Genomic DNA, 23,805 nt, shown 5'->3' with positions numbered 1-23,805 from the left:
CGCGAGGCCACCCCGTTTTGCTATGGCGCCAACGACACCAAAAGATCAGCCGAGCAACACCTTCGCGTGATGCGCGAGATGATCCTCGATGAACGTCGAGATGAAGAAATAGCCGTGGTCGTAGCCTTCATGCCGGCGCAGCGTGAGCGGCTGTCCGGCGCCCTTGCATGCGGCTTCGAATACGTCAGGGTTCAGTTGCTGGCTCAGAAACTGGTCGGCCATACCCTGATCGACCAATATCCCTTCCGCAAACTTGCGCGTCGCCTTGCCCACGAGTTCGCTCGCGTCGTATTGCTTCCACGCTTCGCGATCCGCGCCCAGATAGCCGCTGAACGCCTTCTCGCCCCATGGACAACGCGTCGGCGCGGCAATCGGCGCGAACGCCGACACCGACCGATAGATGTCCGGATTGCGCAGCGCGAGCATCAGCGCGCCGTGGCCGCCCATCGAGTGGCCGAAGATGCCGAGCCGCGCGCCATCGACAGGCAACTCGTTGATGACCGTCTCGCGCAGTTCGTCCCGCACGTACGAATACATCCGGTAGTGCTTCGACCAGGGCGCCTGCGTCGCGTCGACATAGAAGCCCGCGCCGACGCCGAAGTCCCACGCGTCCGTCTCGCCCGGCAAGCCTGCGCCGCGCGGACTGGTATCCGGCGAGATCAGCGCGATGCCGTGTTGCGCGGCGAACCGCTGTGCGCCCGCCTTGATCGGAAACGTCTCTTCTGTACTCGTCAACCCGGCTAGATAGAACAGCGCCGGCACCTTCTTCTGCGACGCCGCTTCAGGCATGAAGACCGAAAAGCGCATCGGCAACCCGATCGCCTTCGACTCATGCTTATAGATACGCTGCGTGCCGCCGAACGACGCGTGCGATTCGATCAGTTCGAGCATCGCGCCACTCCTTTAGTAGATGACGACCGAGCGGATCGACTCGCCCTTCTTCATCAGATCGAAGCCTTCGTTGATCTGGTCGAGCTTCAGGTGATGCGTGATCAGGTCGTCGATGTTGATCTTGCCTTCCATGTACCAGTCGACGATCTTCGGCACATCGGTGCGACCGCGCGCGCCGCCGAACGCCGAGCCCTTCCACTGACGGCCCGTGACCAGCTGGAACGGTCGCGTGCTGATTTCCTCGCCCGCCGCCGCCACGCCGATGATGAACGACTGGCCCCAGCCCTTGTGCGTACATTCGAGCGCCTGGCGCATCAGCGTCGTATTACCGACGCATTCGAACGAATAGTCCGCGCCGCCATCCGTCAGTTGCACGATGTGATCGACGACGTTCTCGACTTCCTTCGGGTTGATGAAGTGCGTCATGCCGAACTTCTTTGCGAGTTCGACGCGGCCCGGATTGATATCGACACCGATGATCTTGTCCGCACCTACCATTTTGGCGCCCTGGATCACATTCAAACCGATGCCGCCCAGACCGAACACGACGACATTCGCGCCCGCCTCGACCTTGGCCGAATAGACGACAGCGCCGACACCCGTCGTCACACCGCAGCCGATGTAGCAGACCTTGTCGAACGGTGCGTCTTCGCGGATCTTCGCCACCGCGATCTCCGGCACCACGATGTAGTTCGAGAACGTGGACGTGCCCATGTAGTGGAACAAAGGCTTGCCGTCGAGCGAGAAGCGCGACGTCGCGTCGGGCATCAAACCCTTGCCTTGCGTCGAGCGGATCGCCTGACACAGGTTAGTCTTGCGCGACAGACAGAACTTGCATTGGCGGCACTCGGGCGTGTAGAGCGGAATCACGTGATCGCCCTTCTTCAGCGTGCCGACGCCCGGACCGGTATCGACGACGACGCCCGCGCCCTCATGGCCGAGGATCGCCGGGAAGATGCCTTCCGGGTCCGCGCCCGACAGCGTGTAGTAGTCGGTGTGGCAAATGCCCGTCGCCTTCACTTCGATCAGCACTTCACCCGCGCGCGGACCTTCGAGATCGACTTCTTCGATCGTCAACGGTGCGCCTGCCTTCCATGCGATTGCTGCTTTCGTCTTCATCGTGAATGCTCCTGTGGTTCTGTAGATCCGTTACCTAAAGCTGATGATCTTTGAATCTGTCCGTTACTGCCGTGAACCGTTGTGGCCCGGATTGTCGCTGATGTTCGCGCGCCGCGCTGTGAACATGATCGCGCAAATGCAAGGTGCGTGAATGGCACGCCGCGCCGCGCGATTGTCCTCATGCGACGGCGCGTGACGAGCGCACATCATGCGGAAGGCGACGCAAACCAAGGTTCGACGCGGCCATACAGATCGATAAAGCGCGCATAACGCGCGGCAAGTTCCGTCTCGTCACGCGGCCCGGCGACGCGCGTCGCGGCAGGCGCGAGCGCTGCAAGATCGCCTGCGTTCCAGTGACCCACCGCGATGCCACCGAGCATCGCTGCGCCACGCGCCGCCGCGTTCGGACAATCGACAGCATGCAGTTCGACTTGCAACGCATCGGCGAGCAGCTGGCGCCAGCGCGCATCGACGGAACCGCCGCCCGCGAGACGCAGCGCCGGCACGCGCGCGCCGCTTTGCCGGATCGCGTCGAGCCCCGCGCGCAACGAAAACGCGACGCCTTCGAATGCCGCGCGCATCATCGCGCCGCGCGATGTGCCGAGCGCAAGGCCAAGCCATCCGCCGCGCGCGGCCGGATTGAGCCACGGCGTGCGCTCGCCCGTCAGATACGGCAAGAACGTAAGGCCCGGGGCTGCCTCGAACTCGAACGCATCGCGATACGCGTCATTCCATTCATACGACAGCCAGCCACGCACGGCTTCGAGCGCGACACCGACGTTTTGCATCGCGGCCATCCGATACCAGTGATCAGTCGCAGCCCGATAGCGATGCAGGCCCGGCGCAGCGTCGGGTTCGTCGGTGGCGAGCACGAGAATCTGGCCACCCGTGCCCGTGGTGAGCAGCGCGTCGCCGTCGTTTGCAAGACCGCTGCCGAGCGCCGCGCACGGCGTGTCGCCGGCACCCGTGGCAAGCACGATGCCGGCGCGCAAGCCAAGCGCATTTGCCGCTTCGGCGGACAGCGTGCCGCACGCGGCATACGACGCAGCGAGCGGCGCGAACCAGTCGCGCGGCAGCCCGAGCCGCTCGAGCAACGCGTTGTCCCACGCACCGGATGGATCGGCAAGCGCGGTCGCGCAGGCATCAGAGGGATCGGTTTCGATCGTGCCGCCCAACCTGAAGCGCAGCCAGTCTTTCGGTTGCAAAGCCCAGCGCGCTGCGTGCATCGATTGCGGCTCGTGCTGCGCGACCCATCGCAGCAGCGGGCCGGCCATGCCAGGCGCGACGGGGTTGGGTTGCGGCGCGGGCCATGCATCGAGCAGGGGCAATGCGCGCGTGTCGGGCCAAAGCATCGCAGGACGTACGGCCTTGCCTTGCGCGTCGCTCAGCACGACGCCATGCATCTGACCGGAAAAACCGACCGCGCGCACAGCACCGCGTTGCGCATCGGGGAATCGCGACGCCGCTTCGCACAGTGCGCGCCACCAGACCTGCGGATCGATTTCCGCCCAGCCGGGGCGCGGCGTATCGATTGCATACGCGACGCTGGTCGCGCATTGCTCGCGGCCTTCGTCGTCGATGATCGCGAGTTTCAGCGAGCCTGTGCCGAGATCGATACCAAGAAAGGACATGAATGCGATGCGTTGAGTAGGTGGTTGCTGTGGAGGTTATTGCACGCGGGCGCCTGCTTCGCGCGAACCGGGCGGCGGACGATCATTTTCACACGTCACCGCCCATTGGCGCGGGTTAACCCACCCCAAACGCAGCGCACCCCGAAAACGCATTATGTGCGAACCGCAATACACATCATATGGGCACACGTACGTGGCAACGGCGCGCCGGATTGATGAAATTCCCGCAAGCCACCACGGCACAAGGACTTCCGGCGAATTTCTCCAATCTCGCATAACGCAGCCGTTCCAAATCTGGTCCACGCATATCGCCCCGGCAAAGGTTGAAATAGGAAGCAGTGGTCTTGTCGCGCTTTTTCGTCCCGCATACCTTGGAGTCATCCCAAAACCAGATGTGGAGAGAGACAAGATGCACTCGAACACGGTTCATCCGTGCGACGAGCGACTGCCCTTCGGCCAGTTGCTGACGCTCGGCATTCAGCACGTACTGGTGATGTACGCAGGGGCCGTTGCCGTGCCGCTGATCATCGGCAGCGCGCTCAAGCTGCCGAAAGAGCAAATCGCCTTTCTCATCAGCGCCGACCTCTTTTCCTGCGGTATCGCCACACTGATCCAGACGCTCGGCCTGTGGATCTTCGGCATCCGCTTGCCCGTTATCATGGGTTGCACGTTCGCCGCCGTCGGCCCGATGATCGCGATCGGCACGAATCCCAGCCTTGGCATACTCGACATCTTCGGATCGACGATCGCGGCGGGTGTGATCGGCATCATCGCCGCGCCGATGATCGGCAAGATGCTGCGCTTCTTCCCGCCCGTCGTGGTGGGCGTGGTGATCTCGGTGATCGGGCTTTCGCTGATGGAAGTCGGCATCAACTGGGCGGCGGGCGGCGTCGGCAACCCGGACTACGGCAATCCCGTCTACCTCGGGCTGTCGTTCGTCGTGCTCATGCTGATTCTGCTCATCAACAAGTTCGGCAAAGGCTTCGTCTCCAACATCTCGGTGCTGCTCGGTATCGTGGCCGGCTTCGTGATTGCCGCGTTGCTGGGCCGTGTGAACATGGAAGGCGTGACGAATGCACCGTGGGTCGGCTTCGTGATGCCGTTTCACTTCGGCTTGCCGCACTTCGATCCGCTTTCGATCGCGACGATGGTCACCGTGATGTTCGTCACGTTCATTGAATCGACAGGGATGTTCCTCGCGGTCGGCGACATGGTGGACCGGCCCGTCAACCAGAAGACGCTCGTGCGCGGCTTGCGCGTGGACGGACTCGGCACGTTGATTGGCGGCCTCTTCAACTCGTTCCCGCATACCTCTTTCTCGCAGAACGTCGGCCTGATCGGCGTGACGGGCGTCAAGAGCCGCTTTGTCTGTGCGATGGGCGGCGTGATTCTCGTGCTGCTCGGCCTGTTCCCGAAGATGGCGCAGGTGGTCGCGTCGGTGCCGTCGTTCGTGCTGGGCGGCGCAGGCATTGTGATGTTCGGGATGGTGGCGGCGAACGGCATCAAGGTGCTTTCGAAAGTCGACTTCGTGAAGAACCATCACAACCTCTTTATCGTCGCGGTCAGCATTGGTCTTGGTCTCGTGCCCGTCGTCTCGCCGCACTTCTTCTCGAAGCTGCCGCCCGCGCTGTCACCGCTTTTGCATAGTGGCATTCTGTTGGCGTCGGTTTCGGCTGTCGTGCTGAACCTGATCTTCAACGGTGTGAAGGGCGAACGCGCCGCGACTCGCGATATTCGCCGCGCCGGCCACGACTTCGACGGACGCGGCGGCAAAGACGACGCCATTGCCGGCGACGACATGCTGCGTGCCGCCGACATGCACTAACCGATAGCCACAGCCATCTCTACCGCGTGCGCATGACCCCGAGTCGTGCGCACGCCGTCAGCCAAGCACTCGCACCCGCGCGACCATCACGCGACCAGATTGTTGAAGTGTCGCGTCACCTTCGGCTCCAGATTGCGAGCCTCCTTCATCAGATTGAGCTGTTTCGCCGACCTCGCGACTTCGAAGACTTCCGGCGCGATATCGTAATCGCCACGATCGTGCATCCATTCGAGCACGTCCGACAGATGCCACAACGACGTGCTGCCCTCGTGGACAGGCGCGGGGAATTCCGTGGCATGCGATTGCATCAGCTTGCGCATGTTCTGGCGCGATACGCCCGCCACTTCCGCGACATCCGTCAGCCCGACGAAGTCCGGCGCGGCCTCGACCAACTGCGCCGTGGGCACCGCGCGAAGTACGTCCTTCAACGCGCTCACGAGTGCATGTGTCGCGCTCTTCGCCTCGCGCGCGAACGCGAGTGCAAGCCGCCCCGCTTGACCGACACCCACGGTGGCATCGTCGCAACCCTCGGCCGCGAGACGCTCGACGATCTCGTCGAAATCGCAGTCTTCCGCGCTCAGACGATACTTCAACGTGAAGGTGTATTCCATGTTTGCTCCTTTTCCTTCCCTGGTTGCTGCTCCTGTTGCTGCCCGTGCTGATCCTGCTCGTGAGTGCGCCGTTTTGATTCAGCGATCACGCGCAAAGAGATGACCTTCTGACGATGCGGCGCACAGTTCTCGACAATGCGACGCAACGTTCTTGCGTGACCGGTCGCATTGCGCGGCGTACACCAGATACTGGCGATGCAGAACTCGCCGCATCTGCAATCGGTGTCGTTGTATGGGCAGTACATGCGCCCCCACGCGTGCCCGGTGCCCGTACCAGGCACGACGCGCCAGCCGTTTGCTTCCGCATGGCCGAGCGCCGACTCGATTTCCTTCTTCGAATGACTTCGACGACTCATCAGTAACTCCAGTGTAGAGCGCCCTCAATTAGTTGTCAATTGACAACCAAGCTGCGGATCATCAATCTTGGTTGATCCGTACGCGATGCTAACGGCTAACTCTGCTCAAAAACGATCTGGAGAACTGAACTGGCCATCTGGACAAGGTTTGTAGGAGAGCGGCTCAAAAAAAACGCCACGGCATGCCGTGGCGTTTCGTACTGCAAGCAATGAGAAGCTGCTGTCGCTCGAGTCTGATGCGTTCAGCCTGCCGTCGCCGCCGAAGCGGCAACGGGCGCGCTCGCTGCGCCGTAGTCGACGGGTGCGTCGGCGGGACGCGGCTGTTCGCCCGCATGCTCGATCCATCCGCCGCCCAGTGCCTTGTACAGATCGACGAGGTTCGTCAGGCGCGCCGCGCGTGCCGTGATGAGCGACCGCTGCGCGTCGTACAGGCCGGTCTGCGCGGTCAGCACGGAGAGATAGCTGTCGACGCCGTTTCGGTAGCGCAGGTCCGACAGATCGAGACGGCGCTGTTCCGCAAACGTGTTGCGCTCGAGCGCCGCGATCTGCTGATCGTACGTGCCGCGCGCGGCCAGCCCGTCCGCGACTTCGCGGAATGCGGTCTGGATCGCCTTCTCGTACTGCGCGATCTGGATGTTCTTCTGCACGGTCGCGAGATCGAGGTTCGCCTTGTTCTGGCCGCCTTCGAAAATCGGCAGCGTGATCTGCGGCGCAAAGCTCCACGCCGCCGAGCCCGGCTTGAACAACCCGCCAAGCGTCGGGCTCAGCGTGCCGAAGCTGCCCGTCAGCGAGACGCGCGGGAAGAACGCCGCGCGCGCCGCGCCGATATTCGCGTTCGCCGCGAGCAGGTTCTGCTCGGCTTCGGCGATATCGGGACGGCGCGTCAGCAGATCCGACGGCAAACCGGCGGGAATGTCGGTCAGCAGGTCCTGGTCGTTGAGCGCGAGACCGCCCGGAAGATCAGGCGGCAACGGCTCGCCGACCAGCAGAACGAGCGCATTCTCAGCCTGTGCGCGCAGACGCGCCTGCGACTGCAGATCCGCTTTCGCCTGCTCGACGACCGTCTCAGCCTGACGCAGATCCAACTCAGAACCCGTGCCCGTGTCGTACTGCAGCTTTGTGATGCGATACGACTCTTGCGCGGTCTTGAGCGTGTTCTCCGTGACTGTCAGCAGATCGTCAAAGGACAGCACCGTCAGATACTGATCCGCCACCGATGCAACAAGCGTAATCTCCGCCGCCTTGCGCGCCTGCGCCGTCGACAGATACTCCGCGAGCGCCTGATCCTTCAGGCTGCGAATCCGGCCAAAGAAGTCGATTTCCCACGACGCGTTCAGGCCAACCGAATACTGGTTGGAGATCGTCTGGCCCAGGAACGACAGATCCTTCGGCGTACGCGATTTCGACTGTGACGCGGACGCGTCGAGCGTTGGCATCAACGCCGCGCGCGCGATCTGATACTGAGCGCGCGAAGCCTCGATGTTCAGCACCGACACGCGCAGATCGCGGTTGTTCTTCAGCGCGATCTCGATCAACTGTTGCAGGCGCTGATCGACGAAGAAGTCGCGCCAGCCGATGTCGACGGCGGCCTGACCGCTCGCCGAGCGCCCGCCCGCGCCAGGCGCCGGCTGCGTCGCGTAGACGCCGTCGCTCGGGAAAGCACCCGACACGGGCGCGGCCGGCTGGTGGTACTTCGGCTCCATCGTGCAGCCCGCGGCGACCAGCGCGACGGCCACTGCCATCAAAGAATATTTAGGCATCTCAATGTCCTTAGCTGGCGTTGCCCGGGCCGCTGCCACCCTGCGGGTCATGCGGATGGTGCTCGTTGTAGTGCTTCATCGCTTCGTCCGGGTCTTCCTTGTCGCCGGTGAACTTCGCGCGAATCACGACGAAGAACATCGGGATCATGAAAATCGCGAGGAAGGTCGCCGTCAGCATACCGCCGATCACGCCCGTACCGATCGCGTGCTGGCTTGCCGAGCCCGCGCCGTTACTGATCGCGAGCGGCAGCACGCCGAGAATGAACGCGAGCGATGTCATCAAGATGGGGCGCAGCCGCAGACGCGCCGCTTCGAGCGCCGCTTCCACCGGCCCCATGCCTTCGCCCTGCTGCAACTCGCGCGCAAATTCGACGATCAGAATCGCGTTCTTCGCGGACAGACCCACCGTTGTCAGCAGACCGACCTGGAAGAACACGTCGTTTTCCAGCCCGCGCAGCGTCGCGGCGAGCAGCGCGCCCAGCACGCCGAGCGGCACCACCATGATCACCGAGAACGGAATCGACCAGCTTTCATACAGTGCGGCCAGACACAGGAACACGACGAGGATCGAGATGCCGTAGAGGATCGGCGCCTGCGAACCGGACTGGCGCTCCTGGAACGACAGGCCCGTCCATTCGTAGCCGATACCCGCCGGCAGCTTCGCCGCGAGCGCTTCCATCGCCGTCATCGCCTGACCCGTCGATTTGCCCGGCGACGCCTGACCCTGGATTTCGACAGCCGAGATACCGTTGTAGCGCTCGAGCTTCGGCGAACCGTAGGTCCACTGGCCGCTTGCGAACGACGAGAACGGCACCATCGTGCCTCCCGAGTTGCGCACGTACCAGTCGTTCAGGTTTTCCGGCGTCATGCGGAAACGCGGGTCGGCCTGCACGTACACCTTCTTGATCCGGCTGTCCGTATCGAGGAAGTTGTTCACGTACTGCGACGCCCAGGCAATCGAGAACGTCTGGTCGATGGCCGCGAGGCTTACGCCTTGCGATGCCGCCTTCTCGTGATCGATCGACACCTTGAACTGCGGCGTGTCGTTCAGGCCGTTCGGACGCACCTGCGCGAGCATCGGGTCCTTCCCTGCCATGCCGAGCAGCTGGTTACGCGCCGCCATCAGCTTTTCGTGACCGAGACCCGCGCGATCCTGCAGTTCGAAGTCGAAGCCCGACGCCGTACCCAGTTCGGGAATCGACGGCGGATTGACCGGGAACACGGTGGCGTTCTTGTAGCCGACGAAGTGCATGAACATCCGGCCCACCAGCGCCTGCACCTTCTGGTTCGCATGCTGGCGTTCCGCGTAGTCCTTCATCCGCACGAACACGAGACCGGCGTTCTGACCGCGGCCGGCAAAGCTGAAGCCGTTCACCGTGAAGGTCGATTCGACGATGCTCTTTTCATCGTTCAGCAGGTAGTCGGACACGTCCTTCAACGCGCGCGCCGTGGTTTCCTGCGTCGAGCCCGACGGCGTCTGCACCAGCACGAACATCGTGCCCTGGTCTTCGTCCGGCAGGAACGACTTCGGCAGACGCGCGAACAGCAGACCCACCGCGACGATCACCACCAGATAGATGATGAGCCAGCGGCCCGAGCGCTTGATCACGTGATGCACGCCCGAGTGGTACTTGTCGCGGCTCTTGTCGAAGTTGCGGTTGAACCAGCCGAAGAAGCCCTTCTTCTCTTCGTGATGGCCCTGCGGAATCGGCTTGAGGATCGTCGCGCACAACGCCGGCGTCAAAATCAGCGCGACCAGCACGGACAGCACCATCGCCGCGACGATGGTCAGCGAGAACTGACGGTAAATCGCGCCGACCGAACCGCCCGAGAACGCGACGGGCACGAACACGGCGGACAGCACCAGCGCCACGCCGATCAGCGCGCCCGTGATCTGGTCCATCGCCTTGCGGGTTGCCTCGCGTGGCGACAACCCTTCCTCGGACATCACCCGCTCGACGTTTTCCACGACCACGATCGCATCGTCCACCAGCAGGCCGATCGCGAGCACGAGACCGAACATCGACAGCACGTTGATCGAGAAGCCGACGGCACTCATGATCGCGAACGTGCCGAGCAGCACCACCGGCACCGCGATCGTCGGGATCAGCGTGGCGCGCAGGTTCTGCAGGAACAGATACATGACCAGGAACACCAGCACGATACCTTCGAGCAGCGTCTTGACCACTTCTTCGATCGACAGGCGCACGAACGGCGTCGTGTCATACGGATACTTCACGACGAGACCGTGCGGGAAGTATTTCGACAACTGGTCGATCTTGTCGCGCACGGCCTTCGCCGTCGCCAGCGCGTTTGCGCCCGTCGCCAGCTGGATACCGAAGCCCGCCGTCGGCTGACCGTTGTACTTGGTGTCGAAGTTGTAGTTTTCGCCGCCCAGATCGATGTGCGAGACGTCCTTGAGGCGCACCTGCGAACCGTCCTGGTTGACCTTCAGCAGGATGTTGCCGAACTGCTCAGGCGTGGTCAGCAGCGTTGCTTCGCTGATGGTTGCCTGTAGCAGCTGGCCCGGCACCGACGGCGTGCCGCCGAGCGAGCCGCCCGCCACCTGGACGTTCTGCGCCTGCAGCGCGGCCTGGACATCCACCGGCGTGAGGCCGAAGTTGGTCAGCTTGTTGGCGTCGAGCCAGATCCGCATCGCGTACTGCGTGCCGAACAGCGTGACAGTACCCACGCCGTCGATCCGGCTAACGGGGTCCTGTACGTTCGACGCGACATAGTTCGCGAGGTCGTACTTGTTCATGCTGCCGTCGGTCGACACGAACGCCATCACCAGCAGGAAGCTGCTGCTCGACTTCGTCACCTTCGTGCCGAGCTGCTGCACCGCTTGCGGCAGCAGCGGGGTCGCGAGCTGCAGCTTGTTCTGCACCTGAACCTGCGCGATGTCGGGGTTGGTGCCCGCCGCGAACGTCAGCGTGATGGTGGCCGTGCCCGAGTCGTCCGAAGTCGACGACAGGTACAGCAAGTGGTCGAGGCCGCTCATCTGCTGCTCGATCACCTGCGTAACGGTGTTTTCAACCGTCTTCGCCGATGCGCCCGGATACGTCGCGCTGATCTGCACGGCCGGCGGCGCAATCGTCGGATATTGCGCAACCGGCAGCGTGAAGATCGACGCCAGACCCGCCAGCATCAGAATGATGGCGATCACCCACGCAAAAATCGGGCGATCGATAAAAAACTTTGCCATGAAGCAGGCTCCCTTTGTTTACGCGCCCGATGCAGCGGAGGCCGCGGCTGCGCCGCTAGCTGGCTGTGCACCGGCCGGAGCCGATGCGGCTGCGTCCGATGCGGGCGACGGCGGCAGTTGGCCCGGCACGGCCTTGGCCGTTGCACCCGGACGCACCTTGTCGACGCCGTTCACGATCACGCGGTCGCCCGCATTCAGGCCACCTTCGACCACCCAGTACTGGCCGTACGTCGTCGTGGCCTGCAGCGTGCGCAGCTCGACCTTGTCTTCCTTATTGAGGACGAGCGACGTCGGCTGGCCCTTCTGGTCGTGCGTGACGCCGATCTGCGGCACCAGCAGCGCGTTTTCGTTGACGCCTTCCTCGATGCGCGCGCGCACGAACATGCCCGGCAGCAGCACGTGATCCTTGTTCTGGAAAATGGCGCGGATCGTCACGGAACCCGTGGTCTGGTCGACGGTGACGTCGGTGAACTGCAGCTTGCCCTTCTCCGAATAGACGCGGCCGTCTTCAAGCACCAGTTCGACCTTCGCGGCGTCCGGGCCCGAGGTCTTCAGACGGCCAGCCTGGATTTCGCGACGCAGCTTCAGGCCCGCGAGGCTCGACTGCGTAACGTCGACGTAGACGGGATCGAGTTGCTGCACGGTCGACATCAGCGTCGCCTGGCTCGCCTGCACGTAAGCGCCCGGCGTCACCTGCGAGATACCGACCTGGCCCGTGACGGGCGACACGACGTCCGTATAGCCGAGGTTGATCTGCGCGGTATCGACAGCGGCCTTGCCGGCTGCGACGTCGGCGGCGGCCTGGCCTTCGGAAGCGACGGCGTTGTCGTAGTCCTGCTTCGACACCGCGTTCGCCGCGACCAGCACCTTGAAGCGATTGGCCTGCGCGGTGGTCGACACGAGGTTCGCCTGCGCCTTCGCGAGCGACGCCTTCGCGTTGTTCAGCGTCGCGATGTACGGCGCCGGATCGATCTTGTAGAGACGTTGCCCCGCCTTGACCTGCGTGCCTTCCGTGAACTCGCGGCGCAGCACGATGCCGTCGACCCGCGCGCGCACCTGCGCGACGAGGAACGCGCTGGTGCGGCCCGGCAGTTCGGTGACGACGGGCACGGCGTGAGGCTGGACCTCGACGACGCCGACTTCAGGGGTTTGAGGCGGAGGTGCTGATTGTTTTTGTCCGCATGCTGCCAGCATTACGGCAGCCGTCGCGGCAGTGAGTAAGCGGAATGGAACCCGTTCGACGCGCATGGAGCGACCTCTGTCAAAGACTGAGAAGGAAAAAATGCGTGCATCTCTCTCCGGAGAAGGCTGCGCAAATTGGCGTCTCGAAGACGCCATGACCGGACGCTCACGAATGCTTTTCCTGCGGGTGCATTCACTGCGAAATGCGCCAAACCGGGAAATGCCGCACCGCGCCACTCATCTCTTGAGATGGCGCAAAGATGCTTGCAAAGACAACAGTGACGGATCTTATCCGTTCACCCAAACGTAAGCCATCCGATCGATGGGGTGCTATTATATATACATTCATGAATGCACGTAAAAGTGTGTTAAACCGGGAAAAAGGGTTTCCTCCGGAAGATCTGCCAGGCATTAACGTGCGCGCGGAATGATCTTTATCAGGCGCGTTTAAAAACGTCAGGGGAAACCCCGCATTTATTGCAGGGCAATACGAATGGTCCGTCGAACCAAGGAAGAAGCGCAGGAGACGCGCACCCGCATCCTCGATGCAGCAGAACAGGTGTTTTCGGAGAAAGGCGTGTCGCGGACTTCGCTGGCCGACATCGCGCAGACGGCAGGCGTCACGCGTGGCGCGATCTACTGGCACTTCGCCAACAAGGGCGAGCTCTTCACGGAAATGTTCGACCGCGTGCTGCTGCCGCTCGACGAACTGAAAGCCGCTTCCGTCGATCCCAACGAGGCCGATCCGCTCGGTCGCCTCGTCGATATCTGCACCGTCTGTCTGCGCGACACCGCGAACGATCCGCACCGCCGCCGGGTGTTCGACATCCTGTTTCACAAGTGCGAGTTCGTCGAAGAGATGGGGCCCGTGATGGCGCGCTATCAGAACACGATGCGCGAGAGCCTCACGAGCATCCAGGCGGGCATGCGCAACGCGATTTCCAAAGGGCAGTTGCCCGCCGACATGAACGTGCCCGTGGCGGCGTCGATGGTGCATGCGTTCATCAGCGGATCGTTGAAGGACATGCTGTTCGTGCCGGAAGTGCTGGACTTCGGCCGGCACGCGCGGCAGATGGTCGAAAGCATGATTGATGCGTTGCGCAGCCCGGCGCTGCGCATGGGCGCCTGAGAGCGCTTTCGCAAGACTTCACAGCGGCGCCCAGCCCTGAAAGCTGATGCGCCGCATGGGCGCCGGCAAGCCGGCCGCCCTTTTACCTTCACTTTCCGTTCACTCAGGCTGCCGTCTTCGCCCGCGCCTTCTGGTTCGACGCGTAGATCGAGCCGCGTTCCAGTTGACCACCCGACTGCACGGCCCCGATCCATTGCTGCGTGCTCGCGACGGCCGCGAAGCGCGACTGCAGCACGACGCTGAACACGCGATGGATCTCCTCCGCGCTTGCCAAACCGGCGCTGTTTTCATATGGAACGGAACCCGTCGCGTCGTGCAGAAACTCGACGGCGAGGCCCATGTGCAACGCGTGAACGATCGTCGACGCGTCGCAGTTGTGCGTCATGTAGCCGATCACGGTAAGCGTGTCGATCTCACGCGTGGCGAGCCAGTCGGCCAGATCGGTGTCGGTGAACGCGCTCGGCAGTGCTTTCTCGACGTGGTGATCGTGCTTGCGCGATGCGACCACGCTGTGAAGTTCCGCGCCTTCGCTGCCGCGCGCGAAGATCGGCGAGCCGGGCGGCGTGAAGTTCTGCACGACGACCACGGGAATCTGCGCGGCGTGCGCCGTATCGATCGCGCGGCCGATGTTCGCAAGCGACGTCTGCACGTCCGGGTATTCGATCGGCAGGTCGCCCGTCACATATTCGTTCTGGACATCGATGACGATCAGGGCTCGGCGGGGCGTCGGCATGGCAACTCTCCTTGATGGTTGAAGTCGGCGGCTGGCGGTTGCAGCCGCGATGTGCGCATTGTTCGCGTTCCGCCTATCAAGCGACAGTGACCCGAATGACAATTTTCGCTAGGATTGGGCCATTCGCATTTCGAACGGGAGGCCGTGATGGCCCGCTCCGCTGTCCGTGCCGCTGCAACGCCTGCGTCAAAGGCTGCTTCGAAACCCGCGAAGCGGCGGACATCCCGCGCGCGTCCTGAACGCCAGGAAACGCAGACGTGCCGCACCGCCCCGAAGACGCCGCATGTCGTGGCGGCCGTCGCCTTCGACGGCATCAGCCCGTTCCACCTGTCCGTGCCGTGTGTCGTGTTCGCCGAGGATCGCAGCGACGGCGGCGTGCTCGGCTTCGAGTTCCGGGTCTGCTCGATCGACCCCGGGCCACTTGCGACGACAGCCGGCTTTTCGATCGCCGCGACGCACGGTCTCGACGCGCTCGCCGACGCCGATACGATCATCGTTCCCACCTGGCGCGATCCTGACGAAACACCGCCCGGCGCGCTGCTCGACGCATTGCGCGCCGCGCACGCACGCGGCGCGCAACTGGTCGGCCTGTGTCTGGGCGCCTACGTGCTCGCCGCCGCGGGCCTGCTAGACGGACGTGCGGCGACGACGCACTGGGCGTGGGCCGCCGACTTCGCGCGGCGCTTTCCGAACGTGAAGGTCGATCCGCAGGTGCTGTATGTCGACGACGGCGACATCCTCACGTCGGCGGGCACGGCGGCGGGGCTCGATTGCTGTCTGCATGTGGTGCGCAAGCTGTGTGGCGCGCAACGCGCGAACTACATCGCGCGGCGCCTCGTCGTGCCGCCGCATCGTCAGGGTGGCCAGGCGCAATACGTCCAGCAGCCCATGCCGCCCGACCTGCGCGGCGACCGCTTATCCGCGCTGCTCGACTGGGTACACGGCACGCTCGACGCGCCGCATACCCTCGATTCCCTCGCCGGGCGCGCCGCGATGAGCCGCCGCACGTTCACGCGGCATTTCAAGGCCGCGACGGGAACGACCGTGAGCGCGTGGCTGCTGGCGCAACGGCTTGCGCGCGCGCAGCAGCTGCTCGAAAGCACCGACGAGTCGATCGAGTCGATTGCGGGAATGGCGGGGTTTGGTTCGACGGCGTCGCTGCGCCAGCATTTCACTGACGCGTTCAGGACGTCGCCGTCCGCATGGCGCAGAGAGTTTCGCGGCGTGTAAGCCGCCGCGCGCAAAGCGAAGGTAAAGACTAGCCTTGCGTGAAGTACCGCGCGACGTAAAGCAGCAGCGCGACGAAGAAAATCATCGCCGCCCACGCCCAGTTCGGCAGCACATGCGGATCATGCTCGTGATGCAGGCCGTGCAGCAGCGAATGCGCGGCGCGGCCCGTCAGCGTGCCGCCTTGATGATGGTCGTGCAGCCGCGCGCGGCGCGCCACGCCCGAAAGGCTGATCGGCCGCAGAAACACGTGCTGGCGCCGCCCTTGCGTGCCCGTCGCGCGGTTCGGCCCTTTGCCGTGCTTCGCCTGGACGACGGCGCAGAACTCGGTGAAGAAGTCGTCGGCCAGTTCGTGCAGCGCGTTTTCGATCTGCCGCGAGGGCAGTTGCGCGAGCGGTCCCGTCGACGTCGCCCACACTGAATAGTCGATGCGCGTGCTCGGGCCACGGCCGGGAAGATGCAGATGAAGGTGATCGTCGGTGCGCAGCGACACGTCGATCTGTCCGCGCAGCGAGCCGACGCCCTCGGCGCGCGCCTTGAAGTTGAGCGTGCGATGCGGCTTCGCGCTGTTCACGCCGTCCTCGCTCGCGACGTGCGCACGTATGTGATAGTGCGCGCGCAACGGTCCGAGCGGCACGGTCATCGTCAGCAGATATTCGCCGCCCTGGAGCCGGCGCAAGGACTCGCAATTGTCGAGACTCGCGCGCAGCAACGCGAGATCCTGCAGCGCGTCCCAGACTTCGGACGGCGCCAGCGGCACTCTCAACGCGTCGTTCAATTCCATGGCAGCCTCCCCGATAACCGTGCGACTGCGGGATCAGGATGTCTGATCGATGCGGTCGACACTCGATGCGTAAAACGCAAGATACCCCGCGATCTGCTTCACCCGCTCCAGAGGATTTTCGTAGCTCCAGACTGCATTCTCGATCGTCTCGTCTTCCGTTCGCAGATGGTAGTACGACGCTTCGCCCTTGAACGGGCAGTGCGACGTGTGAGTCGATCGTTCGAGCCGCGCCATGTTGACGTCGGCCCTGGGAAAATAAAACACTTCGGGGCAGCCTGTCTCGCACAGCGTGAATCCGGCATGCGTGTCCGCGAACGTCACGCCCTGGTGGATCACCCGTACCCGATGCCGGTTGGCCTTGATGGAAATCGTATGCCCCGCTTCGGCGTCGCCTCCGTGCGCTGGCGCACCGCCAGATGCATGGCCGCCGTGCCCGGCGCTACCGCTGTCCGCGTCTTCGGCGCTTCCGCCGGATGGGGCATCGTTCATGTGATCCGCTCCGCTGCTGGCACGTTCGCGCACGCTCCGATCAGCCGCCTGGCTGAACCGTCAGCCCGGCACCCTTGGCACGCGCCGCGTCGTTGTCATTTTGCGGCGCGCGTCTTCCGGGCCGCGCAGCGTCGGCTCCGAAATGCGGAAGCCACGGAGCGTGTCCGTGGCTTCATTATTGACCAAACGCGCCGCGATTGCGCGGCCTTCGTTGGAGCATCGGGTCTCTACCGATTGCAGCGGCGCGCGCGTCGCGTCGCGGCCGTTGCGAGCTGCCCCGGCGGCGATTCGACGCGTGCATTCCCGCCTTGTTTCCGCCGCCTTCTTGCCCGTTTCTTTCGCGCCGCTTACTGCGTCTTCCAGTAGAACGCGGCCTTTGCCGTACCCTTTGCCGGAATGGTGATGGGTTTCGACTGATCGTTTTCCTTGTACGCCGCGTGGACCGTGTACCGGCCCGGGCGCAGCTTGACGAGCATGTACGGCCCGCGCGACGTGGTGTCGAGCACGCTGCCGCCGTGTGCGTCGACGATTTTCACCTTCACATCGGCGAGATAGTCCGAACCGGGACCCGTGAAGCGCAGCGACAACGGCCACTGGCTCTGCGCGGACTGCAGCGCCTTCGATTCATCGAGGCCGACGCCGCCCGACGTGTACGACACGTCGCCCTGTTGCTGCACTTGCGGCAGGCCTTCGCCGTTGACATTGCCCGCGCTGGTGCTATCCGAGGTGGTACCGCCCGTGACTTCGCTTGCCTGCTGCGCGTACGCGCCGCCCGACAGGCCGAGCGTGAGAACTGTCGCTGCCGCAACCGAAACGGCGCGGGCGACGATATGACGATGAGTCATTGCGTGGCTCCTTGTTGGGCAAACCAAACGGTTCTAACGCGTATCCAGACGCAATCTGCATGCCCATCCCGCCCCATCAAGTCCCACAAACAGAACAGGCCCGAAAATCGGGCCTGTTCTGTTTGCAACTCACGCAGTGCGCAAGCTGCACACCTTCCATTTTTTCCATCACCGGCAGCTTTTACCGGCTGGCGCCCATGGCGCCGGCCAGCACTGCCGCGTTTGGCGCATCAACCGAGATCGACGGGCACGAAGATCTGCGAGTTGTCGCGCTGGATCAACAGCGCGATGCTATTGCCCGCCGCCGACACCGCCTGCTTCAACTGGTCAATGCTCGATACCGACCGCCCGTTGACGGCCAGAATCACGTCGCCCGGCTGGATGCCGGCGCTGGCGGCCGCACCGCTCGCATCCTGCACCAGCAGACCGTGCGACACGGACGCTCCGCTCTTTTCCTGCGGCGTGAGCGGACGCACGGCAACGCCAAGGCGCCCTTGCATCTGCGCCGGGCCGCTGTCGGCGTTCGATGCGACCTTCGCGTCCGACAGCGAGCCGATCGTCACCTTCAGATCCTTGGTCGACTTGTCGCGCCACACCTGGACGCTGGCCTGCGTGCCCGGCGCGATGCCCGCGATCTGCGATGGCAGCGCCGACGAGTCCGCAACATCGACGCCATTCACCGACAGGATCACGTCGCCCGGCTCCAACCCTGCCTTCGCGGCCGGACCGCCCGGATCGACGGAACTCACGAGCGCGCCTTGCGGCTTCTTCATGCCGAACGAATCCGCGAGCGTCTGGTTCACGCTCTGCACGGCGACGCCAAGACGGCCGCGGCTCACGTGGCCCGTTTTGACGAGATCGTCCTTGACCTTCATCGCCTCATTGATCGGGATGGCGAACGAAAGGCCCTGGAAGCCGCCCGTCTGCGAATAGATCATCGAGTTGATGCCGATCACTTCGCCTTGCAAATTGAACAGCGGGCCGCCCGAGTTACCCGGATTCACGGGCACGTCGGTCTGGATGAACGGTGTGTAGTTCTCGTCCGGCAACGAGCGCGACTTCGCGCTGATGATGCCCGACGTCACGGTGTTATCGAAGCCGTACGGCGAGCCGATCGCGACGACCCACTGACCGACCTTGCTCGAGCGCGGATCGCCGATCTTTACCGTCGGCAGATCCTTCGCGTCGATCTTTAGCACGGCAACATCCGACTGCTTGTCCGCGCCGACCACTTTCGCCTTGTACTCGCGCTTGTCGGTGAGCTTGACGGTGACGACGTTCGCGCCGTCGACGACGTGCGCGTTGGTCAGCACATAGCCGTCGCTGCTGATGATGAAGCCCGAGCCGAGGCTCGCGCTCGGACGGTCGCCGTCATCGCCACCGCCGCCGCCATTGGGGCCGCCCGGCATCTGGCCGAAGAAGTGCTTGTAGAACTGATAGAACGGATCGCTCGGATCGATGGGCAACTGGCCGGCGTTACCGCCATTGCCGCCGCGCATCGCGGTCTGCTTCACGACATGCTTCGCGCTGATGTTGACGACCGCGGGGCCATACGTTTCGACGAGGCCCGAGAAATCGGGAATGCCCGTTTTCGCCGCGGCTTCCGCAGGCATCATCGCGGCGGCGGCGGGCGAGATCACCTGGGGCGCGGGCACGTCGCGATGACCGGCCACGTAGCCCGCCGACAATGCGATAACGACGGCCGCTGCAACGGCACTACGGGTCAGTATTTTTGCTTGCATCGTGTACTCCTGATTGGGAGAGTTGACTCTTTGATGAGTCGAAGAGTACGTGGCGTCGCTTAAATCAATCTTAAACAATGCCAACTAGATGAAAGCCTTGCGCAAACCCTTGCTGGACAAGGGATTCAGAAACGCACGTTGACCCGCAGACCGCCCGACGCGGAGTCGTCGAGTGTGACATTCGCGTGATGCTGAAGCGCGATGCGCCGCACGATCGCGAGACCGAGGCCGCTGCCCGCAACGTCGGTGCGCGCGCGGTTGGCGCCCGCGCCAACGCGGTAGAAGCGGTCGAATACGCGGTCGCGCTCGTCGGGCGGAATGCCGGGACCGCTGTCGGCGATCTGCACGAGCGGCCGGCCGTCTTCGACACGCAGGCAGACATCGACACGTCCGCCGTCCGGCGTGTATTTGGTTGCGTTGTCGATCAGGTTGTTGAGCATCACGCGCAGTGATTCCGCATCGCCTGTGACGGTTGCGGGCTCGCTAGCCTCGATGCCGAGATCGACGCCGCGCTTTTGCGCGAGCGGCAGATAGGCTGTCACGCATTCATGCACGAGCGCGTCGAGATCGACGCTGCCCGTTGCCGCGTGTCCATCCGGCTCGGAACGCGCGAGCGCGAGTAGCTGTTCGGCAAGACGCGTCGCGCGCGTGACGCCCGCTTGCAGATCGACCAGCGCTTCGCGGCGCTCGGTTTCGTCATGCGCGCGCGCCACCAGTTGCGACTGGATCTGCACGGCGGCAAGCGGCGTGCGCAGTTCGTGCGCGGCATCGGCGACGAAGGCTTTTTGCGTGTCGAGCGCAATGGCGAGCCGTTCCAGCAGGCCGTTCAGCGCGCGCACGAGTGGTTGTACTTCGAGCGGCAGGCGCGAATCAGGCAGAGGATCGAGCGCTTCGGGATGACGCGTGTCGAGCGCGCCCGTGACGCGCCGCAAAGGCGCGAGCCCGCGCCCGACCACGCCCCACACCGCAACGCCCATCAGCGGCAGCAGCACGATCAGCGGCCACAGCGTACGCAGCGCGACATTCGCCGCGAGCCGGTTGCGCACCGACAGCGGCTGCGCCAGCTGCACCACGTTATCGCCAACGATCGCGCCATACACGCGCCAATCGCCGCGCTCGGTGCGCTCCGTCGAAAAACCGAGTTCGGCGCGCGGCGCGAGCGGTGCGCGCGGATGCGAGTAGTACATCAGCACGCCGTTGCGATTCCAGATTTGCAGCACGATGCCTTCGTCGCCTGTATCGCGCGAGCTGAGCACTTGCGAGAACGGCTCGGCGGGCAGCGCGGCGGCGATTTCCTGCAACTGGTAATCGAATAGTTCGTTGGCTTCGGCGAGCGCCTGACGGTAGATGAGCCAACCCGCAATGCCGACGCCGAGCAACACGATAGCGAGCAGCCAGAACAACAATTGACGGCGAATCGAACGCATCGTGTCAGGCTTCCTTGGCGATCATGTAGCCGAGACCGCGCACGTTGCGTATCAGTTCCGCGCCGAGCTTCTTGCGCAGCGCGTGAATATAGACCTCGACGGTATTGCTGCCGATCTCCTCGCCCCAGCCGTACATCTTCTCTTCGAGCTGGCTCTTCGACAGCACCGCGCCCGGGCGCGCGATCAGCGCGGCGAGCAACGCGAACTCGCGCGCGGACAGCGCGACGGGCGCCCCGTCGAGCGTCACCTGATGCGAGGCGGGATCGAGTGTGAGATTGCCGTGGCGGATCGTCGATTCGCTGCGCCCCGACTGGCGGCGAATCAGCGCGCGCATCCGCGCGCCCAGTTCGTCGAGATCGAACGGTTTTACCAGGTAATCGTCGGCGCCCGCATCGAGTCCTTTCACGCGATCCGCGACGGCGTCCCGCGCGGTGACGATCAGCACGGGCAACTGATGACCCCGCGCGCGCAGCGTGCGCAGCACATCGAGGCCGTCACGCTTCGGCAAGCCGAGATCGAGCAGCACGAGATCGTAAGGCTGGCCCGCGACCGCGTTCAACGCCGATTCGCCGTCCTGCACCAGGTCTACAGCGAAGCCTTCGCCGCGCAGCGCCTTGCGCACGCCCTCCGCGATCATCCGGTCGTCTTCAACGAGAAGTATGCGCATCGCTATCCATCCGCTCCGGCTGTTCCGGCACTCGCGTCCCGGCCATGTGTTTTCGATGCCAGCATTCTAGCGCCCGAGTGCTTTTTTCATCCCTGATGGATGCTGGCTGCATATCGGCTTTGCACGCTGCGCCGCGATTGCGTGACGCGCACGAAACACACGACATCATTTTTTTCGCGACGTCATCGCAACTCTCTACAATGAGCGCTTTTGCACGGCGCAGCTGATTTTGCAGGCCTGGCGTGACATTCGTTGCACTCGTCGCGCTTGCATTTGCCTTTCCGCGCCGCCCGCCGCGCATCGCTATTTCGCTGCTATTTCGCTGCTTTTTGCCGATCCTGTCCGTACATGCCGCTCGCCTTCGTTTCACTTGCTTCGTCGTATGCCTGTTCGCTCGGGCGCCGCTTCAGGACGCTGACGTCCGCTCACGCTGACGCGGCGGCTGCGCTGTCCACAACCGGTCGCGCCGTCACGCCGACGCCGTCACTTTCGCCTTCCCACCGCCGCGCCGCCGCGCGCGCTGCTGCCGTTCTGTTCGCATGCGCCGCGCTCGCCGTCGCCGCGCCCGCCGACGCGCGCAAGAAAGCGCAGCAACCCGCCGTCAACGTCACCACCGTATTGCCGCCTGCCGTGATGGCGGGCCTGCAGCGCGCGCACGTGCCGCTGTCGTCGATCAGCGTGGTCGTCGAGAAGGTCGGCGACCGCACGCCTGTGCTCGCGCTGAACGCCGGCAAGCCGATGATGCCCGCCTCGACGATGAAACTCGTCACCACCTACTCGGGCCTGTCGCTACTCGGCCCCGACTACCGCTGGAAGACGACGGCGTACGCGCAGGGCAACATCGACGGCAACGGCGTGCTGCACGGCAATCTGTACATCCAGGGTACGGGCGACCCGAAGCTCGTGCCCGAAGAGCTGATCGATCTCGTCCAGAAGATTCACAAGGCGGGCATCACGGGCATCGACGGCGCGCTGGTGCTCGACAAGCGCTTCTTCGATCCGTCTACGCGCGATCTGCCCGCCTTCGACAGCGACGTCAATTCGCCCTATAATGTCGGCCCCGATCCGCTGCTGTACGCGTTCAAGTCGCTGTCATTCACGATGTCGCCGTCCGAGGACGGCAAGGTGCAGATCGACGTGCTGCCCGCGCTCGCGCAATTGCAGATCGACAACGAATTGCATGCGACGCGCGGCCCGTGCCGCGGCGAACTGGTGACGCCCGCCGTCACGCCGGCGGCGAATGGCGTGGTCAATGCGTCGTTCATCGGTGACTATCCGGTGCGCTGCGGCGAGCGCACCGTCAACGTAGCCGTGCTCGATCACACCACGTTCTTCGCGGGCGGCTTCCTCGCGTTGTGGCAGCAGACGGGCGGCACGTTCAACGGGACGACGCGCGAAGGCCCCGTACCCATCGACGCAAAGCTCGTCGCGACCCATCAGGGGCCGATGCTGTCCGACATCGTTCGCGACATCAACAAGTTCAGCAACAACACGATGGCGCGCAATCTTTTTCTGACGATCGGCGCCGTCATCAACCGGCCGCCCGCGACGCCCGCGAAGTCGGCGGAAGCAATCGAATCGTTCCTGCATCGCAGCGCGATGCCGATGGAATATCTGAGCCTCGACAACGGCTCCGGCCTGTCGCGCGACGAGCACATCACCGCGCTCGCACTCGCCGATCTGCTGCAAAGCGCGAACACCAGCCCCGTCGCGCAGGTGTTCGTCGATTCGCTGCCTATCGTCGGCGTGGACGGCACGATGCGCAACCGCCTGACGTCGAAGCCCGTCAACGGCAACGCGCACATCAAGACGGGCACGCTGCGCGACGTGCGCGCGATCGCGGGCTATGTTGCATCGTCCGATGGACAAAGCTATGTCGTCGTCAGCCTGATCAACGATCCACACGCGGAAGCTGCGCGCGCCGCGCATGACGAACTGCTCGAATGGGTGTATCAGGGGCCGTCCGCGATGCTCGCCAGCGCCGCCGCGCCGGCCACGACAGAAGCCGCGGACGAGCCGCGTCGCAAGATCAGGAAAAACCCTCAGAAGCGCGGCGCGCACTGAGGATTCCTTCTATTGAAGCGGTGCGCGACGCGCCGCGAGGCGTTGTACGCTGTCGGGCAGTATGAAAAAGGCGCAGACAAACAAGCATGACGGCGCGCGCCACAGGCGCCGCATGATG

19 protein-coding genes are annotated in these 23,805 nt (G+C 64.0%); 4 read left to right on the top strand and 15 right to left on the bottom strand.

Annotated features, from left to right (window positions below; all coding sequences use genetic code 11):
• Window positions 1–45: 45 nt before the first annotated feature.
• The 3 genes from fghA to BLT65_RS38035 form a co-directional block, all read right to left on the bottom strand.
• Window positions 46–891 carry an S-formylglutathione hydrolase gene (gene fghA, locus BLT65_RS38045; protein ID WP_091788191.1) on the bottom strand — a complete coding sequence of 282 codons (846 nt, stop codon included), beginning with the start codon at window positions 889–891 and terminating at the stop codon, window positions 46–48.
• 12 nt (window positions 892–903) lie between these two features.
• Window positions 904–2,010, bottom strand: a complete 1,107-nt coding sequence (locus BLT65_RS38040) for an S-(hydroxymethyl)glutathione dehydrogenase/class III alcohol dehydrogenase (RefSeq protein ID WP_028364542.1) — start codon at window positions 2,008–2,010, stop codon at window positions 904–906.
• Window positions 2,011–2,216: 206 nt separating this feature from the next.
• Complete coding sequence (locus tag BLT65_RS38035; protein WP_091788188.1) at window positions 2,217–3,641, bottom strand: xylulokinase; 1,425 nt, start codon at window positions 3,639–3,641, stop codon at window positions 2,217–2,219.
• A gap of 409 nt (window positions 3,642–4,050) precedes the next feature.
• Between BLT65_RS38035 and BLT65_RS38030 the strand changes: the two genes are divergently transcribed.
• Window positions 4,051–5,466, top strand: a complete 1,416-nt coding sequence (locus BLT65_RS38030; RefSeq protein ID WP_042310978.1) for a nucleobase:cation symporter-2 family protein — start codon at window positions 4,051–4,053, stop codon at window positions 5,464–5,466.
• Between the two features lie 86 nt (window positions 5,467–5,552).
• On the opposite strand, the gene BLT65_RS38025 is transcribed toward BLT65_RS38030, so the two are convergent.
• From BLT65_RS38025 to BLT65_RS38005, 5 genes are all read right to left on the bottom strand, one after another.
• Window positions 5,553–6,077, bottom strand: coding sequence for a helix-turn-helix transcriptional regulator (locus tag BLT65_RS38025; RefSeq protein WP_007581387.1), 525 nt, complete (start codon window positions 6,075–6,077; stop codon window positions 5,553–5,555).
• On the bottom strand, window positions 6,056–6,433 hold the full coding sequence (locus BLT65_RS38020; RefSeq protein WP_091788186.1) for a hypothetical protein: 378 nt from the start codon (window positions 6,431–6,433) through the stop codon (window positions 6,056–6,058). The genes BLT65_RS38025 and BLT65_RS38020 overlap by 22 nt, the downstream gene beginning before the upstream one ends.
• A gap of 242 nt (window positions 6,434–6,675) precedes the next feature.
• Window positions 6,676–8,193, bottom strand: a complete 1,518-nt coding sequence (locus tag BLT65_RS38015; protein WP_091788183.1) for an efflux transporter outer membrane subunit — start codon at window positions 8,191–8,193, stop codon at window positions 6,676–6,678.
• A 10-nt stretch (window positions 8,194–8,203) separates the two neighbouring features.
• The gene (locus BLT65_RS38010; protein WP_079484378.1) at window positions 8,204–11,398 is read right to left on the bottom strand and encodes an efflux RND transporter permease subunit; all 3,195 of its coding nucleotides are present in this window, start codon (window positions 11,396–11,398) and stop codon (window positions 8,204–8,206) included.
• 18 nt (window positions 11,399–11,416) lie between these two features.
• Window positions 11,417–12,646, bottom strand: a complete 1,230-nt coding sequence (locus BLT65_RS38005) for an efflux RND transporter periplasmic adaptor subunit (RefSeq protein ID WP_091788180.1) — start codon at window positions 12,644–12,646, stop codon at window positions 11,417–11,419.
• Between the two features lie 427 nt (window positions 12,647–13,073).
• Here BLT65_RS38005 and BLT65_RS38000 point away from each other — a divergent pair, with 427 nt between their 5' ends.
• The gene (locus BLT65_RS38000; RefSeq protein ID WP_042310986.1) at window positions 13,074–13,709 is read left to right on the top strand and encodes a TetR family transcriptional regulator; all 636 of its coding nucleotides are present in this window, start codon (window positions 13,074–13,076) and stop codon (window positions 13,707–13,709) included.
• 103 nt (window positions 13,710–13,812) lie between these two features.
• On the opposite strand, the gene BLT65_RS37995 is transcribed toward BLT65_RS38000, so the two are convergent.
• The gene (locus BLT65_RS37995; RefSeq protein WP_091788177.1) at window positions 13,813–14,442 is read right to left on the bottom strand and encodes a cysteine hydrolase family protein; all 630 of its coding nucleotides are present in this window, start codon (window positions 14,440–14,442) and stop codon (window positions 13,813–13,815) included.
• Window positions 14,443–14,589: 147 nt separating this feature from the next.
• Here BLT65_RS37995 and BLT65_RS37990 point away from each other — a divergent pair, with 147 nt between their 5' ends.
• The gene (locus tag BLT65_RS37990; RefSeq protein ID WP_091788174.1) at window positions 14,590–15,672 is read left to right on the top strand and encodes a helix-turn-helix domain-containing protein; all 1,083 of its coding nucleotides are present in this window, start codon (window positions 14,590–14,592) and stop codon (window positions 15,670–15,672) included.
• A gap of 28 nt (window positions 15,673–15,700) precedes the next feature.
• Here the strand turns inward: BLT65_RS37990 and BLT65_RS37985 are convergent, their stop codons facing one another.
• From BLT65_RS37985 to BLT65_RS37955, 6 genes are all read right to left on the bottom strand, one after another.
• Window positions 15,701–16,453 (bottom strand): SRPBCC family protein, encoded by a 753-nt coding sequence (locus BLT65_RS37985; RefSeq protein WP_091788171.1) that lies wholly within the window; start codon window positions 16,451–16,453, stop codon window positions 15,701–15,703.
• 33 nt (window positions 16,454–16,486) lie between these two features.
• Window positions 16,487–16,942 (bottom strand): DUF427 domain-containing protein, encoded by a 456-nt coding sequence (locus BLT65_RS37980; RefSeq protein WP_042310993.1) that lies wholly within the window; start codon window positions 16,940–16,942, stop codon window positions 16,487–16,489.
• A 347-nt stretch (window positions 16,943–17,289) separates the two neighbouring features.
• Window positions 17,290–17,787 carry a hypothetical protein gene (locus BLT65_RS37970; RefSeq protein WP_091788167.1) on the bottom strand — a complete coding sequence of 166 codons (498 nt, stop codon included), beginning with the start codon at window positions 17,785–17,787 and terminating at the stop codon, window positions 17,290–17,292.
• 230 nt (window positions 17,788–18,017) lie between these two features.
• Window positions 18,018–19,529 carry a DegQ family serine endoprotease gene (locus tag BLT65_RS37965; protein WP_091788164.1) on the bottom strand — a complete coding sequence of 504 codons (1,512 nt, stop codon included), beginning with the start codon at window positions 19,527–19,529 and terminating at the stop codon, window positions 18,018–18,020.
• Window positions 19,530–19,654: 125 nt separating this feature from the next.
• Window positions 19,655–20,956, bottom strand: coding sequence for an ATP-binding protein (locus BLT65_RS37960; RefSeq protein WP_091788161.1), 1,302 nt, complete (start codon window positions 20,954–20,956; stop codon window positions 19,655–19,657).
• 4 nt (window positions 20,957–20,960) lie between these two features.
• Complete coding sequence (locus BLT65_RS37955) at window positions 20,961–21,623, bottom strand: response regulator (RefSeq protein ID WP_007581415.1); 663 nt, start codon at window positions 21,621–21,623, stop codon at window positions 20,961–20,963.
• Window positions 21,624–21,971: 348 nt separating this feature from the next.
• Here BLT65_RS37955 and dacB point away from each other — a divergent pair, with 348 nt between their 5' ends.
• Window positions 21,972–23,687: a D-alanyl-D-alanine carboxypeptidase/D-alanyl-D-alanine endopeptidase gene (gene dacB / locus BLT65_RS37950; protein ID WP_091788158.1), complete on the top strand. Its 1,716-nt coding sequence runs from the start codon at window positions 21,972–21,974 to the stop codon at window positions 23,685–23,687.
• Window positions 23,688–23,805: the final 118 nt, after the last annotated feature.

This window comes from Paraburkholderia steynii (assembly GCF_900100565.1).
Classification (GTDB): Bacteria; Pseudomonadota; Gammaproteobacteria; order Burkholderiales; family Burkholderiaceae; genus Paraburkholderia; species Paraburkholderia terrae.
Note: the sequence above shows the minus strand (reverse complement) of the source record. Positions and strands in the feature narration are given on the sequence as shown.

Excerpts from the sequence above, each read along its gene's own strand:
- BLT65_RS37965 (WP_091788164.1), bottom strand. The coding sequence starts at position 19,529 with ATGCAAGCAAAAATACTGACCCGTAGTGCCGTTGCAGCGGCCGTCGTT.
- BLT65_RS37955 (WP_007581415.1), bottom strand. The coding sequence starts at position 21,623 with ATGCGCATACTTCTCGTTGAAGACGACCGGATGATCGCGGAGGGCGTG.
- dacB (WP_091788158.1), top strand. The coding sequence starts at position 21,972 with ATGCCGCTCGCCTTCGTTTCACTTGCTTCGTCGTATGCCTGTTCGCTC.
- BLT65_RS38000 (WP_042310986.1), top strand. The coding sequence starts at position 13,074 with ATGGTCCGTCGAACCAAGGAAGAAGCGCAGGAGACGCGCACCCGCATC.
- BLT65_RS38020 (WP_091788186.1), bottom strand. The coding sequence starts at position 6,433 with ATGAGTCGTCGAAGTCATTCGAAGAAGGAAATCGAGTCGGCGCTCGGC.
- BLT65_RS38030 (WP_042310978.1), top strand. The coding sequence starts at position 4,051 with ATGCACTCGAACACGGTTCATCCGTGCGACGAGCGACTGCCCTTCGGC.
- BLT65_RS38035 (WP_091788188.1), bottom strand. The coding sequence starts at position 3,641 with ATGTCCTTTCTTGGTATCGATCTCGGCACAGGCTCGCTGAAACTCGCG.
- BLT65_RS38025 (WP_007581387.1), bottom strand. The coding sequence starts at position 6,077 with ATGGAATACACCTTCACGTTGAAGTATCGTCTGAGCGCGGAAGACTGC.
- BLT65_RS37990 (WP_091788174.1), top strand. The coding sequence starts at position 14,590 with ATGGCCCGCTCCGCTGTCCGTGCCGCTGCAACGCCTGCGTCAAAGGCT.
- BLT65_RS38005 (WP_091788180.1), bottom strand. The coding sequence starts at position 12,646 with ATGCGCGTCGAACGGGTTCCATTCCGCTTACTCACTGCCGCGACGGCT.
- BLT65_RS37995 (WP_091788177.1), bottom strand. The coding sequence starts at position 14,442 with ATGCCGACGCCCCGCCGAGCCCTGATCGTCATCGATGTCCAGAACGAA.
- BLT65_RS37970 (WP_091788167.1), bottom strand. The coding sequence starts at position 17,787 with ATGACTCATCGTCATATCGTCGCCCGCGCCGTTTCGGTTGCGGCAGCG.
- BLT65_RS37960 (WP_091788161.1), bottom strand. The coding sequence starts at position 20,956 with ATGCGTTCGATTCGCCGTCAATTGTTGTTCTGGCTGCTCGCTATCGTG.
- BLT65_RS37985 (WP_091788171.1), bottom strand. The coding sequence starts at position 16,453 with ATGGAATTGAACGACGCGTTGAGAGTGCCGCTGGCGCCGTCCGAAGTC.
- BLT65_RS38040 (WP_028364542.1), bottom strand. The coding sequence starts at position 2,010 with ATGAAGACGAAAGCAGCAATCGCATGGAAGGCAGGCGCACCGTTGACG.
- BLT65_RS38015 (WP_091788183.1), bottom strand. The coding sequence starts at position 8,193 with ATGCCTAAATATTCTTTGATGGCAGTGGCCGTCGCGCTGGTCGCCGCG.
- fghA (WP_091788191.1), bottom strand. The coding sequence starts at position 891 with ATGCTCGAACTGATCGAATCGCACGCGTCGTTCGGCGGCACGCAGCGT.
- BLT65_RS38010 (WP_079484378.1), bottom strand. The coding sequence starts at position 11,398 with ATGGCAAAGTTTTTTATCGATCGCCCGATTTTTGCGTGGGTGATCGCC.
- BLT65_RS37980 (WP_042310993.1), bottom strand. The coding sequence starts at position 16,942 with ATGAACGATGCCCCATCCGGCGGAAGCGCCGAAGACGCGGACAGCGGT.